This window comes from Lactobacillus sp. UMNPBX4, from assembly GCF_002554115.1.
In the GTDB taxonomy this organism is placed as follows: Bacteria; Bacillota; Bacilli; order Lactobacillales; family Lactobacillaceae; genus Lactobacillus; species Lactobacillus gallinarum.
The window spans coordinates 37010-52186 of the sequence record NZ_PCZF01000001.1 but is presented as its reverse complement, the minus strand read 5'-3'; the positions used below and the strand labels follow the sequence as shown (position 1 = coordinate 52186).

Below are 15177 nucleotides of genomic sequence, written 5' to 3'. Positions count from 1 at the left end.
GATTTTTTCATGGCAAAATAAGTCGAGTAGTTTTTCAATTAATCCTGCATAATACAAGCTGTAAGGAGGTAAAAATTTTGGAACAAATTGAATCAGTTCAACAGATGCAAGAATTTATTCAAAATCATTTGTCTGAGCAGATCACACTTACTGCATTATCAAAGGTTTCATTATATTCACCTTGGTATTCCTATCGTCTATTCGTAAGCTATCTCAACATGACGCCAGCACAATATATCAGACGGGTGCGTTTATCACAAGCTGCGTTAAAATTGCGAGATTATCAAGATCGCATTACTGACATTGCATTAGAAAGTGGCTTTAAGAGTGTAGATGGTTTTCAGCGAGCTTTCTACCGCGAATTTAAATGCAATCCTAGTGAATAGGCTGCACATCCTGTTCCAATTTATCTATTTAATCCTTATGGCGTTAAATACAAACCTAATAGATATAGAAAGGAGTCTCCCATGAACACTACTAAGAAAATTTCTATTCAGGTTGTTGATAAACCTAAAAGAAAAGTAATTATTTAACGCGGCATTAAGGCAACTGATTACTTAGACTACTGTGATGAGGTTGGCTGTGAAGTATAGGGATTGCTTAAAAGCATTAAATCAATCAGTGGAGAACCTGTTTGCCTCTGGCTACCTGCTAAATATCGTCAGCCCAATACTTCCGAATATATTCAAGGTGTTGAAGTAGCAACAGATTATAACGCTCCAGTGCCAAAAGGGTTTGACGTTATTGAATTACCCGCTGCTAAATATTTAATGTTTAAAAGTGCACCATTTGCAGAAGAAAACTGCGGTGCAACTATTGAAGATGTAAGAGCAGCAATTAAAGAATATGATCCTAAAACTAAAGGCTATCTTTGGGATGAATCCAATCCAAGAATTCAACTTGAACCTATCGGAAGCAGAGGTTACATTGAAATGCTGCCTATTAAGAAAATAGATTAGACATATCCTCTAATTTTTAGAATGCATCTTTTGAAAAGAAGATAATTTTTGATAAGAAGTAGCTAAATCATTCTCAATTTCACGATAAAGTGGAAACATTTTTTGATAAGCAGCTACTTCTTTTTTGTGGGGATAATAAACTTTGTCATTTTCAACAAATTGTCCTATTTCATCAATCTTTTTATTTAGCCCTAATACCTGTCTTGCTAAAAACATAGCTGCAAGCGTTCCACTTTGTTGCTCCTTCATCGTGACAATCGGCACATCAAAAATATCAGCACACATCTGTCTAATAAAATCACTTTGCAAAAATCCGCCAGTTGCATTTATCGCAGCTGGTTTTTTAGTACTTTCAATTAACCCCGTTGCTGCATCGTAAAGATTAAAGATAATCCCTTCGATTACTGCTTGTGCCATCTCAGCCTTGGTATGCTGACGAGTCAGGCCAACAAAAGAACCACGAGCCTTTGCATCCCAAATAGGTGCACGCTCTCCACCTAAATATGGTAAAAAGATCAAGCCTTTACTACCAACCGGTGCATTTTTAGCCAATTGCAGGAAATCCTCTACTGTTGCTTTTTCATCTAGCAAAGTTCGTCTTGCCCAATCCAGTACAATTCCACCATTATTTACTGGACCGCCTAATAAAAATTGCTGTTTGCTTGCTGGATAACAAAAATAACGCGCATCTTGATCTATTTGTGAATTTTTAACAATCGTTCGCACGGCACCAGAAGTACCAACATTTAATGCAAAATGATTTTCGTCCACAACATTTACACCTACCGTGGACAAATAGCCATCGCTTGCGCCTAAAACAATCTTCGCGTCCGAACTTATCCCCAGGTTATGCACATATTTTGCACAAATTTCTCCAACAACCGTTGCTGGATCAGCTAAACTCGGTAATTTAGCTGCATCAATTTCTGCCGCTTTTAACAAATCTTGATCCCAATCTAATGTTTTTAGATTAAGCATCCCTGTTCCAGCTGCCATCGTTGTATCTGTTACAATTTTGCCAGTCAAACAATAAATAATATATTCCTTAATCCCAATCCATTTTTGTACCTGGTGAAAAAGATCGGGATTACTCTGCTTTAGCCATATCAATTTATAAATCGGAGCCATCGGATGGAGCGGCATTCCCGTTTTTTGATAAATCTTCTGTGCTAAGTCAGTCTCTTTTGCTTCTTCAACTACAGTGGTGCAGCGATTATCTGCCCAGGTAATGCTATTAGTCAAAACTTGATTATTTTTCCCTAGCCCAATTAAACTGTGCATTTGACTCGACCATGAGATTGCCGCAATTTTCCCCTGCACTTCTTTAGCCAATTTAAAAATAATCTTTTGCACCGCATTAAAGATTACCTGTGGATCTTCTTCTGCTTGCCCTAATTCCTTTTGAATTAATGGATAGCTTTGACTTACAATCATAATAGTTTGACCATCTAAATCATATAGCACTCCCTTAGTTGCAGTTGTTCCAATATCTATGCCAATTATGTATTTCATAAATTTAATCCTTATTCATTTTTTGCGACAAAAAAACAGCTGCCGGAGAGCAGCTGCCTTGGTGGTCAAACATGCGTGACCACGGTGCGTAGAACATTGTTTTTAGTCGGATTTACTTCTTAAGATTTTCGTTAACGAAGGCTTCGATTTTATCATCTGAGTCTTTCAAAAATGGAAGCATATCTTCTTCCGTCTTCATGGTATCTCTACCATTCTTTTCCATAAAGTAGTCCCAAAGGGCATCTCTAACTGGCATATCTGAATCACTCCAGTCAAAAGCTTCCTTCATGTGACGGTCTAACAATGCAGTCTTAATAATTTCGTCTGCCATCTTAAATTACCTCCTAAAATATTCTACATTTAGTATTATACCGCACTTTCTTTTGATCAGCTACAAATTGAAATATTAAAAAAGAACATTCCTCATCTTTTGAATCGTTCTAGATCTCGCCCGTAATAGTTTGGCAGCTCCAATATTTAAATGATTAATTACATACTCAACGCTCATCTCACCTAAAATTGTTAATAATGCAATTAGTTCAAGCCGGGATAAGCTTTTGACAAAATTATTATAAGTATCATCAATTGGAATCGCGAGTTCAGAACGTTTAGGCTCATTAATACTTTGCAAATCAAGTCTCTCTAAAGAAACCGAATTATTATACGTTCGCCGCCTTAATGCAGTATGATAGCGTACCAAAGTTCGCGCATGATTAGTCAACTTAGCTTTATATAAACCCGCAAAATTGCCTTTACGCTCAGAATAAACCATGGCCGCTTCATAACAAATAATCATCGCCTCTTGCTGCCAATCATTTTGATCATAATGACGTAAATAATATCCCTTCAGCACTTTGTTGACTAGGGGTTGATATAAAGTAAACAACTCCTTTAAGGCTTCGTCATCTCCTCTTTTAACTTGCTTAATCAACTTCTTTTCTTTAGCTTGCATTTATATTTCCTCTCAACTTTTCTTCGTTGAGAATACCTGTAGCTCTCTGAAGTCGAGAAGAAAACAAACGTTTATTGTCACACAACTATTTCCCTGTATAAAAAAAGATGGACAAAGCCATCTCTTTGTCCACCTCTATTAATTAATGCAACGGGTGTCTACTATTATAAGCCTGATAAAGTAAAACTCCTGTAGCCACACTCGCATTCAAAGATTGCACATGTCCAATCATTGGTAAAGTGATTGTTTGATCCATTTGCTTTTTAAGCAATGGCGCAATTCCCTTACCTTCATTACCAATTACTAAAACCGTTTTTCCTTTAGCATTCCATTCACGATAATCCGTACCAGCCATATCTGTTCCGAATACCCAATAGCCGCGCTTTTTTAATTCTTTGGTAGTTTGTACCAAATTATTGACGCGAGCAACTGGCACATAATCGATTGCCCCTGTTGAAGTTTTTGCTACAACTGAGGTCAATCCTGTTGCATGGCGCTTAGGAATAATAATCCCGTCAACACCAGTGGCATCAGCAGAACGCAAAATTGAACCTAAATTATGAGGATCTTCAATTGAATCAAGCATCAATAAAAATGGTTCTTTACCTTCATCATCAAATTGATCCAATAATTTGCTTAAATCGGCATATTCAAAACTAGAAATAGCCAAAACTAAGCCTTGATGATTACCACCATCAACCAAACGATCAAGTTTATTTTTAGGCACATTTTGAATTACTAATCGCTTCTTTTTACAAATAACATAAACCTGATTAGCAAAATCTTCTTGAATACCATGTTGTAAAAATACTTTATTAATTTTATCAGCACTTTGTGTCTTTAAATAATCAAGACCAGCATGGCGTCCAAAAACGAAATCTTTACTTGAAGTCATAATCTTTTAATCCATCCTCTTCTACGGTATTAATGCACCATTCAGTCAACTCTTGAACGCGATCATTTTTATTCAATAAATCAAGATAACCAATCATAGCTTCAAAACCAGTGGATAATTGATAGGTCTTTAAACTAGTATTTTTAGCTTTAGTATGACTCTTGGCATTACGACCGCGGCGGAAAGCTGTTAATTCAGCTTCAGTTAATCGCTCTTCATCTTGCAATTTAGTAACTAAGCCGGCTTGAGCTTTAGCTGAAACATAATGAGTCGCTTCACGCTGCAAGACCTGCGGCTTAACAATTCCGCCTTTAACTAAATGACGGCGAATGATTACTTCATAAACTGCATCCCCCAAATAGGCAAGCGTTTGTCCATTCAAAGTATCCGGATTTACTTCTTCTTCCGTTAATTTCTTTATTTTAATCACGAGTCCACCTTGTCCCTTGTGGAGTATCTTGAATAGTGATACCCATTTCTTTTAATTGATCACGGATTTGATCACTAGTTTCCCAATCCTTGTTCTTACGTGCTTCATCACGCTTTTTAACCAATTGATCAATTTCATCATCATTTGAACCTGCACTTTGACTGCAGAGCTTTTCAGTATCGATACCAAATACCAACAGCCATGCGGAAAGCTTATCCTTAAAAAGCTTCAATGATTCTTTATCAGCTTTTTCTGCATTGGCATTAGCGTTAATTACTGGCAACAAATCATAAATAGCGGTTAAAGCATTTTGAACATTAAAGTCATCATCCATTGCAGCTTCAAATTCTTCATTTGTTTTATTAATAGCAGTTGCTAACTCACTTGAATCTTCACTTGGCGTGTCATCTTCAAGACGGTAATTGATGTTAACTAAAGTATTTTTAAATCTATCTAAAATAGTAGCAGCTTGTTGCAAGTTTTCTGCAGAATAATTAATCTGACGACGATATTGTACGCTTGCCATAAAGAAACGCAAAACTTGTGGATCAACTTCTTTTAAAATGTCGTGTACAGTCACAAAGTTGTGTAATGACTTAGACATTTTTTCTTGATCCTTACCCACAGTCACAAAACCATTGTGAAGCCAGTAATTAACGAATTTTTTACCAGTTTTAGCTTCACTTTGGGCAATTTCATTTTCATGGTGCGGAAATTCCAAGTCTTGACCACCGCCATGGATATCAATTGTGTCACCTAAATATTTAGTAGACATTACTGAACATTCAATATGCCAACCTGGACGCCCCTTGCCCCATGGAGAATCCCAAGCAATTTCATCTGGTTCTTTTTGAGCTTTCCAAAGAGCAAAATCAATTGGGTCTTCCTTTCGATTTTGTTCTTCATCATTGATATGTTCTGAAGCGCCCTCTTCAAGTTGTTCAATATTTTGATCACTGAGCTGTCCATAATGCTTAAATTTCTTAGCACGGTAATAAACATCACCATGACTCTCATAAGCATAGCCCTTATCAATTAAAGTTTGAACAAAATTGATGATCTCTTTAATTTCATGAGTAGCACGGGGATGCAGTGTTGCCGGCTCGATATTTAAAGCAGTTGTATCCTCTAAAAACGCATTAATAAACTTTTCAGCTAACTTAGGAACCGTGGTGCCTTCAGCACGGGCTTCGTTAATCATCTTGTCATCAACATCAGTAAAGTTAGAAACATACTTAACCTTATAGCCCTTGTACTCCAAATAGCGTCTAATAGTATCAAAGGCAATTGAGCTACGAGCATTTCCGATGTGAATATAGTTATACACAGTAGGTCCACAGACGTACATGCTAATTTGTCCTGGAACTAAAGGTTTAAATTCTTCTTTTTTACGCGTCAGTGTATTATATACTTTCACGGCTAACACTTATCCCTTCTGTAAAAATAGCTATCCTTATTTTAGCAAATGAAAAAAGAAGTTGCAGTTATCTGCAGCTTCTTTTTCTAATCGTCTTTAATTAAAGACCATTTTCACTCATTTGCTTTAAGGTTAAGTCGATGTGTTCAACCACACGCTTCTTACCCAAAAGTTCCATAGCTTCACCAATACCAGGACCCACCATTGAACGAGTAGTAGCAATTCTGATTGGCATAAAGAGCTTTCTGCCCTTAACGCCAGTTGCCTTACGAGTAGCTTGAATAGCACCCATAATTTGAACTGAAGTAAATCTTGGGATAAGGTCTAATTGCTTCTTGAATTCTTCAATTACACCACGACCATCATCATTCTTGATTTCTTCAATTTCTTCATCTGAAAGATCCTTAGTATCTTCAAAGAAGATCCTAGCCATGTCAACGATTTGCTTAGTGTATGACATTTGTACTGAGTAAATGTTAACCAATTGACGAATCCATTCCATCTTTTCTGGAGCTGGATGTTCATCAACTAAACCTGCTTCTTGCAAGTTGTTCAAAGCAAGGTCAAGCAAGGTATCACGATCAGCCTTCTTGATGTATTGGTTGTTAATCCATTCAAGCTTCTTTTGGTCAAATGCAGCAGGTGACTTAGACAAACGAGCTGGATCAAATTGCTTGATGAATTCGCGCTTGTTAAAGATTTCGTTTTCACCCTTTGGTGACCAACCAAGAAGAGTAATGAAGTTAAACATAGCTTCTGGCAAGTAACCAAGGTCACGATATTGTTCAATAAATTGAAGAACTGATTCATCACGCTTAGAAAGCTTCTTACCAGTTTCTGAGTTAATGATCAAAGTCATGTGACCGAACTTAGGTGGTTCCCAACCAAGTGCTTCATAAACAACTAATTGCTTAGGTGTATTTGAAACGTGGTCATCACCACGAAGTACGTGGGTAATCTTCATCAAGTGGTCATCAATTACAACGGCGAAGTTGTAAGTTGGCATACCATCACGTTTTTGAATAACGAAGTCACCACCGATGGTGTCTGATTCGAATTCAAGGTGGCCCTTAACGATATCATCCCATGAGTAGGTTTCCATTTCTGGAATATGAATACGAACAACTGGCTTTAAGCCCTTAGCCTTAGCTTCTTCTTGAGCTTGCGTGATTTCATCAGCAGTCATGCCTTCATATTCATAAGTGTAGTGAGGTGCAACACCCATAGCACGTTGTTCTTCACGTTGTTCTTCAAGTTCTTCTTCAGTCTTGTATGAGTAGTATGCCTTACCTTCATCGATCAATTGATCAATATACTTTTGGTAAATTTCTTTTCTTTCTGATTGACGGTATGGACCGTAGTCTCCACCTTTATCTGGACCTTCATCCCAGTCAATACCTAACCAGTGAAGGTTTTCCATCTGAGACTTGGAACCGCCCTTAACGTTACGTTTTTGGTCGGTATCTTCAATTCTCAATACCATAGTACCCTTGTTATGACGGGCGAATAAATAGTTAAAAAGTGCAGTACGTGCGTTACCAATGTGCAAGTGACCAGTTGGACTTGGTGCATATCTTACACGGATTTTTTCTTTAGCCAAAATTCATGCCTCTTTCAAAATAGTAAATTCAAACAATTTTAGTTTACTCGTTATATAGGAAGAATTCAATCTGTGCTAACCAAAAACTAATTTTAATGCTTGAGGAATACTAGAAACCGGAATTACTTCAATCCCGTTTTCCGTTAAGCTTTGATACATATTGTGTTTAGGAATAAAAATACGTTTAAAACCTATCTTGGCAGCTTCCTTTACTCTTGCTTCGATTTTATCAACGCGGCGTACTTCGCCGGTCAACCCTACTTCACCTACGAAACAATCAGTAGGCGAAATTTCTTTATCGGTATAACTTGATGCAACTGACATTGCAATTGCCAAATCGATTGCCGGTTCATTTAACTTGATACCACCGGTAGCCGTTAAATAAACATCCTGATTTTGAAGCATCAAATTGCCTCTTTTTTCAAGTACGGCTAACAATAATGATGCTTTATTAAAACTAATTCCCGAAGTAGTTCTTTTAGCATAACCAAATGCAGTTGGTGTTACCAAAGCTTGAATTTCTGCCAAAAGCGGACGTGTTCCTTCTAGTGAAACTACCACGGCTGAACCAGTTGAGTTAGGCAGTCTTTGATCAAGAAAAATCGATGATGGATTAGTTACTTCACGTAATCCTTCATTTTCCATCTCAAACATCCCGATTTCATTAGCAGCACCAAAACGATTTTTCACGGAATGCAAAATCCGATACGTATGATGTTCATCCCCCTCAAAATAAAGGACAGTATCCACCATATGTTCCAAAATTTTTGGACCAGCAATTGCACCTTCTTTAGTCACGTGTCCAATTACGAAAACGGTAATCGCGTCCATTTTAGCAATTTTCATCAATTCACTAGTGACTTCACGTACTTGTGAAGCAGAACCGGTCATTGAATCAAGACTTGGTTCATTCATCGTTTGAATAGAATCAATAACGACAAAATCCGGCTTAACATCATTAATCTGTTCGCGAATATCATGCATATCCGTTTCTGGATAAAGCAACATATTGCTTTGACCGACTCCAAGACGGTCCGCTCTCAATTTAATTTGGTTAGCTGACTCTTCCCCTGAAACATAAAGAACCTTATATTTTTCTGCCAAATCACTCATAATCTGCAACATTAAAGTTGATTTACCAATTCCAGGGTCACCACCAATTAAGACAAGAGATCCGGGGACAATTCCGCCACCTAAGACACGGTTTAATTCCTCAGATTTAGTTGGAATTCGCTCTTCTTTTTCCGCCTTAATTTTATCCAAATGAACTGGTTCATTAATTCCCGTTTTTTGAATTAAACGACTGGCGGTTGCCTTAGTAGAACGCTTTTGCACTTCTTCAGTTTCTTTTTCAAATTGATTCCATGCACCACAATTAGGACAGCGTCCTAAGTAACTAGCAGAGATATAGCCACAGGAACGACATTTATATTGTGTTTTTACTCTAGCCATTAATCATCTTCCTCTTCATTAGTTGAACCAAAGCCACTTAATCGCGCACGACTAATCGGATTGTCATCATCGGTTTTTAAATACTTCATAAAAATTCCTTGTGCAATTCGATCGCCTTTATGGATATGCAGTGGACAAACTCCGTAATTTAACATTTGAACAAATAACTCACCCTCATTATTGGGATTATTGTAATAATCTGCATCAATCACACCGATACCGTTAGGTAAAGATAAGTGTTTTTTAAATGTATTGGATGAGCGATTAGCCAAAATTAACACTTCATCCTCTGGCATATAAACTTTTAAACCAGTTGGCACCAAAATCGGCTTTAAAATTTTATCAGCCATTTCAAAATCGCGTTGATACAGTTGATGTCCATTACGAATCAAGCGAAAGATTCTAACGAAATCCAAGCGCCAAATGCTAGGAATAGTGATATCTTCAGCAGCTTCAATATCATAACCCGCACTAGCTAAAGTTTGACGACGTGGTAAATTAATTTCCTTATCTTGATACTTCTTTACTACTTCAAATCCGCGTGTTTTCATTTCGATAACTCCATTTACTACTTTTCATTTAACAGATATATATTCTACAATGTTTTGAGTAAACACAAAATATTTAACTCTCTATTATTTATTACGCAAAAAAGAGTGATTTTTTCTTTTAAAAAGGTGAAATTTTATGTTTGACATTAATAAATCACATCTATCATTTGAAGATCATGATGATAGCAACGTTTTAACCAGTAGCTGGACGATGGATAAAATAAAAAGAAATGACGGTACCGTTTGGGTGATGAATCATTTCTTTATTAATCCTAATTCTAATTTAGAAGAGGCATTAGAAAAGGAAATGCCTACCGCTTTATCCGTTGCCCAAGAATCCCGCTACCCTATTTGGCCACTTGATCCAATAGTTATCAACTATTTTGAAAAGCATCCCGAATTTCACAGTATTTGGTATCATCAGCCTTACACAAAATAAGAGTCCACATACGTGGGCTCTTATTTTCTTTGCAATTGATTATATTTTGCACCATCTGGTAACTTGAAATCTATTTTGTTATAGCCATTCCAAGTCGTTTGTTGCTCTACCAATTTAGTTTCATTATTTTCACTACTACATCTTAATACCCCTGCATCGTACCCATTACTAAAATCGAGATAGGCCGAACTTTTTAATTAATCTTTATCGTGATATAAAATTTTTATATATCTTATCTAAAATAGGTATATCAATACTAGTAATAGACTACTTCCTTTTTATCAGCTAAAATATAGAATGAAGAGGTATATATTAAAAGGAGGATTTTTAATGGCAAAAGAAATTAATAATGATACCATTGCAAAATTTGAAAATGATTTAAACAATCATCCTGTTTTTAACGTTGCAAGTCACGCAGCACAAGAAAATGGCATTTACAAAGCAAGTCAAAACTTACAAACTAAGATCGACCTAGACCCAACTTTCTCAATTGAAATTGATACTGGTAAGCCAGCTGATCAAAAACAATCAGGCCGTTGCTGGATGTTTAGCGCTTTAAACACTATGCGCCACCCATTACAAAAGAAGTTTAAGTTAAAGGACTTTGAATTATCTCAAAACTACACTAACTTCTGGGATAAATTTGAAAAATCTAACTGGTTCTTTGAAAACGTAATTGCAACAGCTGATAAAGACTTAGGCGATCGTAAGGTTTCATTCTTATTCACTACCCCACAACAAGATGGTGGTCAATGGGACATGCTTTGCGGCATCATCGAAAAATACGGTATTGTGCCAAAGAGCGTTTACCCAGAAACTGCTAACGCAACTAATTCAAGTGCATTAAACGATACTTTGAACACTTTGCTTCGTAAGGACGGTCTTGAATTACGCAGACTTGTTAATGCTGGCAAATCAGAAGACGAAGTACAAGCTCGCAAAGAAAAAATGTTAAACGATGTCTTCCGTGTTCTCGCAATTTCACTTGGTGTTCCACCAAAGAAGTTCAACTTTGAATACCGTGATGATGATCACAATTATCACATCGACAAGGACATTACACCTAAAGAATTCTTCGATAAATATGTTGGTATGGATTTAGCTAACCACATTTCAACTATCAATGCCCCAACCAGCGATAAGCCTTTCCACAAGGTATTCTCAGTTGAATACTTGGGTAACGTTGAGGGCGGTCGTCAAGTTCGTCACTTGAACTTAAAGGTTGATGAAATGAAGGATTTAATCATCAAGCAATTGAAGAGCGGTGAAGTTGTTTGGTTTGGTTCAAACGTTGTTAAGGATTCTGAACGTCGTGCTGGTCTGCTTGACACTAACCTTTACCGCCGTGATCAATTGTTTGATGTTGACTTCTCAATGTCTAAGGCTGACAAGCTTGACTCAGGCGAAAGCATGATGGACCACGCAATGGTCATCACTGGTGTTGACATTGTTGACGGCAAGCCAACTAAGTGGAAAATTGAAAATTCATGGGGTGAAAAACCAGGCTTTAAGGGCTACTTCGTAATGAGTGATTCATGGTTTAACTCATTTGTTTACCAAGCAGTTATCAACAAGGATATCTTGCCAGAAGACCTCAAGAAGGCTTACGACGAAGGCAAGGATAACCCAATTCAATTATTGCCATGGGACCCAATGGGTGCTTTAGCATTTAAGTATTAATAAATAATTTTATTCAACATACTTGAAAGACTAGGAATGTAAGTTAGGCATTCCTAGTCTTTTTTCTCCATAAATCAAAATAATTTGCTAGCAATTTAATTTTATTTAGTTTATTATTATGTTTATACTTACAAAAAATAAGTAGGGCGATTTATGAATATACTCATTGCTTTAATTCCAGCACTTGGTTGGGGTATTTTTCCGCTTATTGCTGGTAAAATCAAAAACAGTCAACCTGCTAATGAATTAATGGGATTGGGAACTGGTGCATTAATAGTCGGTATTATTATAGCCATTATCCATCCTACCAATTCCAACCTTACGATATTTTCATTATCATTGATTTCCGGAATCTTTTGGACGATTGGACAATCTGGACAATTTATTTCAATGCGCAATATTGGCATCAGTAAAACGATGCCTTTATCGACAGGTTTACAGTTGATTGGTAATACCTTAATTGGAGCCATAATTTTCGGAGAATGGACTAGCAGTTCTCAATATTTAATTGGTACTTTAGCCTTGGTATTAATTACGTTAGCTTGACCGCTCTCAGCAAGGATAAAAGTGCAAAGCTCAAAATAAGAGGTATTATTTTATTGCTCTTCACATCAGTTGGTTATTGGATTTATTCATCATTTCCAAAAGCTATTACAGCCGATACGCAGACCCTATTTTTACCACAAATGATCGGTATTTTTATTGGTAGTTTCATCTTTTTATTGGTATCTCATCAAACCAAGGTATTAAAAGAAAAAGCTACCTGGCTTAATATCTTTTCCGGCTTTTCATTCGGTATTGCCGCATTCGCATATATCTTTTCAACTCAACTAAATGGTGTTATTACTGCTTTTATTTATAGTCAACTTTGCGTAATAATTTCTACCTTAGGCGGTATTTTCTTCATTGGTGAAAATAAGACTAAGTTAGAATTAGTTGAAACTTTCGTTGGCTTGATCTTAATTATCATTGGTGCAGCTATTCAATGAAATACTAAAACTAACGAAGACTTCAGATGATTTATTCTGAAGTCTTTTTGTATTTACTATCAATATCATAAATCTATAATGCTTTCACATTTCCAAGTGCATATTCTTGCTTTATTCAAAAATGAAACATACAATGAAAGCGTATTTAGCAGAGATTATCATTTACCTAGGAGGTAATAAACATGACAGATTATTCAAAGAGACAATTGAAAGCTTTAGACAGAATTTCTAAGAAGATTAGTGACGCTGAAAGTCACTTAGCTAGAATCGAAGATTCAGTTCCTGACCGTCGTCACCGTACTGCACAACATGAAACTATTAAGGACATTAAGTCCATTTTAAAGCATGCTAGAAAAGTCGGTGAATATGACGCTAAGATCGATGCTAAAGCTGATGAAAAGCTTGATAAGTTAAGTGATACTGATGGCGACGATATTAAACGTTATCGTGAAGAACACCACTCACTTGAAAAAGCTAAAGAAGTTTTAGCAAAAGCTGGTAAATTAGAATAATTTATTCAGTAAAATAAAAAAGACACAGTTAGGTAAGAAAATCTTACCAACTGTGTTTTTTTGTTTTTACCAAATATGTAACAAACGTGTTGGGTCTAACTTGCTTAAGTTAAACTGATGAACATGCTGCTTAGAATTTTCTGGAAATTCTTTAATAAAATCAGCAACGTTGTACAGTCCAGTTGAATATGTCCATACACCCTTCACTTTTCTAATTGGGTCAAGCATTTCATTTCTAATTGGATATGCCGAAATTAAGAAATGCTTGTGATGAAACTTGAATACAAAGTATGGTAACTTAAATTGTTTTACAGCTTCATCTTCGGTCTTAGCAATTGAAACTACATTGCGATATGTACCATATTTTTCAGTAAACTTTTCATTAAATGAAAAATAGAAATTAGAGATATGCACATGTGGAAAATCTTCTTCTTCCACTTGATCTGGAACTGCAATCACATGTGCATAACTATCTAAATTACTTTCTCTTTGGGACAAAGCGTGATCCATCTGATTAGGGACAATCTTGTGTGCCCAATATGGTACTTCAGGATGGGCTTCATATGAATGATACATTTGCTTAACTACTTCTGGTTTTACCCAGTCATAATGCATTCTTGTCTGGTTACGTTTAAGCAAATTCTCTAATGTATTGTGTTGCATCAAATCAACCACAAAACATTCATAATGATACTTATCCACCCATGACTTAAAATGTTCAATTGCACTTGGAACAATATGCGTTCCATCGACAATTACGGTTTCCCCATGTTCCATCTTGTGTTCTACAAGGTGATCCACCATTTGCTCAGTACGCACTGTTACGTGCCGCGGAATAACTTGGTGTAATACATCCGCATCCTCTTGATAATAAACTGTCAAATCCGCCAATAATAACCTTATTTGATCTCGACTAATCGCATAAGGCGTTAAGTGATGGCGTGCAATAAAAGAAGATTTACCGGAGCCAGGTGCACCTCGTAATAAAAATAATTTACGCATGCCTAATACTCCAAACTAAATATACTAGAAATCATTATAGATTTTACCATAGATACGCGAAAATCATTATTAAGAGCACTAAAAAAATGCAGCAAGCTGCATTTTACCCCCGAAGTATTTCTTTTTTAACAATATTTAACTGATCATCCATAGTATAAACAATTGGTTCTGCGTTAGGCACTTCCAAGTTTACAATATCGTGATTGTTAATATTTTCTAGTTTTTTGATTAAAGCTCGCAGGCTTGAACCATGAGCTACTATTAATTGATCTTCTCCATTAAGCAATCTTGAGGCAATGTGATCATAATAATATGGCATCAATCTCTTTTGCGTTTGATGCAAACTCTCTGCACGCGGCATTAAATGTTGATCACACAACTTATAGCGACGATCAATAATTGGCGATCCCTGCTTGGGCGGAATGGAATCAAAACTGCGCCGCCATAATAAAACCTGTTCTACACCAAAGACTTTGCGTGAGATATCCTTGTTGAGGCCTCTCAAGGCGCCATAATGCCGTTCATTTAAGCGCCACGTCTTAGTCATAGGTAGCCACAAAAAATCGCATGTTTCAGCTACAATATTGGCCGTCACAATGGCACGAGATAAGACAGAAGTATGAATATGCGTTGGTGCAAAATCAGAAATAGTATTAATCAATTCACCTGCTTTTTTAGCTTGTTGCTCGCCCTTCTTAGTTAATGGCACATCATTCCAGCCCGTATAAACATTTGCGGCGTTAGCAACACTTTCACCATGTCGAACCAATACTAATTTCGCCATTTT

General features: G+C 36.6%; 16 protein-coding genes and 1 pseudogene. 6 read left to right on the top strand and 11 right to left on the bottom strand.

Features of this window, described 5'->3' with window-relative positions:
• Nucleotides 1–77: 77 nt before the first annotated feature.
• Nucleotides 78–386, top strand: a complete 309-nt coding sequence (locus tag CP355_RS10440; RefSeq protein ID WP_233186966.1) for a helix-turn-helix transcriptional regulator — start codon at nucleotides 78–80, stop codon at nucleotides 384–386.
• A gap of 210 nt (nucleotides 387–596) precedes the next feature.
• Nucleotides 597–959 carry a hypothetical protein gene (locus tag CP355_RS10435; RefSeq protein ID WP_233186965.1) on the top strand — a complete coding sequence of 121 codons (363 nt, stop codon included), beginning with the start codon at nucleotides 597–599 and terminating at the stop codon, nucleotides 957–959.
• Nucleotides 960–968: 9 nt separating this feature from the next.
• On the opposite strand, the gene CP355_RS00320 is transcribed toward CP355_RS10435, so the two are convergent.
• From CP355_RS00320 to CP355_RS00280, 9 genes are all read right to left on the bottom strand, one after another.
• Entirely contained in the window at nucleotides 969–2471 is a 1503-nt protein-coding gene (locus tag CP355_RS00320) for a gluconokinase (RefSeq protein WP_098043651.1), read from the bottom strand.
• A 112-nt stretch (nucleotides 2472–2583) separates the two neighbouring features.
• Nucleotides 2584–2802: a hypothetical protein gene (locus CP355_RS00315; RefSeq protein ID WP_005720420.1), complete on the bottom strand. Its 219-nt coding sequence runs from the start codon at nucleotides 2800–2802 to the stop codon at nucleotides 2584–2586.
• Between the two features lie 75 nt (nucleotides 2803–2877).
• Nucleotides 2878–3423, bottom strand: a complete 546-nt coding sequence (locus CP355_RS00310; RefSeq protein ID WP_025005233.1) for a sigma-70 family RNA polymerase sigma factor — start codon at nucleotides 3421–3423, stop codon at nucleotides 2878–2880.
• 142 nt (nucleotides 3424–3565) lie between these two features.
• Complete coding sequence (rlmB, locus tag CP355_RS00305) at nucleotides 3566–4318, bottom strand: 23S rRNA (guanosine(2251)-2'-O)-methyltransferase RlmB (RefSeq protein ID WP_025005234.1); 753 nt, start codon at nucleotides 4316–4318, stop codon at nucleotides 3566–3568.
• A complete protein-coding gene (locus tag CP355_RS00300; protein WP_025005235.1) occupies nucleotides 4305–4748 on the bottom strand; it encodes a Mini-ribonuclease 3 in 444 nt (147 codons plus the stop codon). The genes rlmB and CP355_RS00300 overlap by 14 nt, the downstream gene beginning before the upstream one ends.
• Entirely contained in the window at nucleotides 4741–6174 is a 1434-nt protein-coding gene (cysS, locus tag CP355_RS00295; RefSeq protein ID WP_098043650.1) for a cysteine--tRNA ligase, read from the bottom strand. Before cysS ends, CP355_RS00300 begins: the two co-directional genes overlap by 8 nt.
• Before the next feature lie 91 nt (nucleotides 6175–6265).
• Nucleotides 6266–7765 carry a glutamate--tRNA ligase gene (gene gltX, locus CP355_RS00290; RefSeq protein ID WP_098043649.1) on the bottom strand — a complete coding sequence of 500 codons (1500 nt, stop codon included), beginning with the start codon at nucleotides 7763–7765 and terminating at the stop codon, nucleotides 6266–6268.
• Between the two features lie 75 nt (nucleotides 7766–7840).
• Nucleotides 7841–9217: a DNA repair protein RadA gene (radA, locus tag CP355_RS00285; protein ID WP_098043648.1), complete on the bottom strand. Its 1377-nt coding sequence runs from the start codon at nucleotides 9215–9217 to the stop codon at nucleotides 7841–7843.
• Nucleotides 9217–9768: a dUTP diphosphatase gene (locus CP355_RS00280; protein WP_025005238.1), complete on the bottom strand. Its 552-nt coding sequence runs from the start codon at nucleotides 9766–9768 to the stop codon at nucleotides 9217–9219. Before CP355_RS00280 ends, radA begins: the two co-directional genes overlap by 1 nt.
• A gap of 136 nt (nucleotides 9769–9904) precedes the next feature.
• Between CP355_RS00280 and CP355_RS00275 the strand changes: the two genes are divergently transcribed.
• The 4 genes and pseudogenes from CP355_RS00275 (at nucleotide 9905) to CP355_RS00260 (ending at nucleotide 13388) form a co-directional block, all read left to right on the top strand.
• Nucleotides 9905–10207, top strand: a complete 303-nt coding sequence (locus CP355_RS00275; protein ID WP_098043647.1) for a hypothetical protein — start codon at nucleotides 9905–9907, stop codon at nucleotides 10205–10207.
• 330 nt (nucleotides 10208–10537) lie between these two features.
• Nucleotides 10538–11887 carry an aminopeptidase C gene (gene pepC / locus CP355_RS00270; RefSeq protein WP_098043646.1) on the top strand — a complete coding sequence of 450 codons (1350 nt, stop codon included), beginning with the start codon at nucleotides 10538–10540 and terminating at the stop codon, nucleotides 11885–11887.
• Between the two features lie 153 nt (nucleotides 11888–12040).
• A pseudogene (locus CP355_RS00265) lies at nucleotides 12041–12876 on the top strand (RhaT/GlcU family sugar-proton symporter).
• A gap of 182 nt (nucleotides 12877–13058) precedes the next feature.
• Nucleotides 13059–13388, top strand: coding sequence for a hypothetical protein (locus CP355_RS00260; protein WP_098043645.1), 330 nt, complete (start codon nucleotides 13059–13061; stop codon nucleotides 13386–13388).
• Between the two features lie 66 nt (nucleotides 13389–13454).
• On the opposite strand, the gene CP355_RS00255 is transcribed toward CP355_RS00260, so the two are convergent.
• Nucleotides 13455–14390, bottom strand: coding sequence for an AAA family ATPase (locus CP355_RS00255; RefSeq protein WP_098043644.1), 936 nt, complete (start codon nucleotides 14388–14390; stop codon nucleotides 13455–13457).
• A 103-nt stretch (nucleotides 14391–14493) separates the two neighbouring features.
• Entirely contained in the window at nucleotides 14494–15174 is a 681-nt protein-coding gene (locus CP355_RS00250; RefSeq protein WP_087175968.1) for a 2,3-diphosphoglycerate-dependent phosphoglycerate mutase, read from the bottom strand.
• Nucleotides 15175–15177: the final 3 nt, after the last annotated feature.

Bases quoted from the DNA above. Each gene is read 5' to 3' on its own strand.
- CP355_RS00320 (WP_098043651.1), bottom strand. From the start codon at position 2,471: ATGAAATACATAATTGGCATAGATATTGGAACAACTGCAACTAAGGGA.
- CP355_RS00315 (WP_005720420.1), bottom strand. From the start codon at position 2,802: ATGGCAGACGAAATTATTAAGACTGCATTGTTAGACCGTCACATGAAG.
- CP355_RS00310 (WP_025005233.1), bottom strand. From the start codon at position 3,423: ATGCAAGCTAAAGAAAAGAAGTTGATTAAGCAAGTTAAAAGAGGAGAT.
- rlmB (WP_025005234.1), bottom strand. From the start codon at position 4,318: ATGACTTCAAGTAAAGATTTCGTTTTTGGACGCCATGCTGGTCTTGAT.
- radA (WP_098043648.1), bottom strand. From the start codon at position 9,217: ATGGCTAGAGTAAAAACACAATATAAATGTCGTTCCTGTGGCTATATC.
- CP355_RS00280 (WP_025005238.1), bottom strand. From the start codon at position 9,768: ATGAAAACACGCGGATTTGAAGTAGTAAAGAAGTATCAAGATAAGGAA.
- CP355_RS00275 (WP_098043647.1), top strand. From the start codon at position 9,905: ATGTTTGACATTAATAAATCACATCTATCATTTGAAGATCATGATGAT.
- pepC (WP_098043646.1), top strand. From the start codon at position 10,538: ATGGCAAAAGAAATTAATAATGATACCATTGCAAAATTTGAAAATGAT.
- CP355_RS00260 (WP_098043645.1), top strand. From the start codon at position 13,059: ATGACAGATTATTCAAAGAGACAATTGAAAGCTTTAGACAGAATTTCT.
- CP355_RS00255 (WP_098043644.1), bottom strand. From the start codon at position 14,390: ATGCGTAAATTATTTTTATTACGAGGTGCACCTGGCTCCGGTAAATCT.
- CP355_RS00250 (WP_087175968.1), bottom strand. From the start codon at position 15,174: ATGGCGAAATTAGTATTGGTTCGACATGGTGAAAGTGTTGCTAACGCC.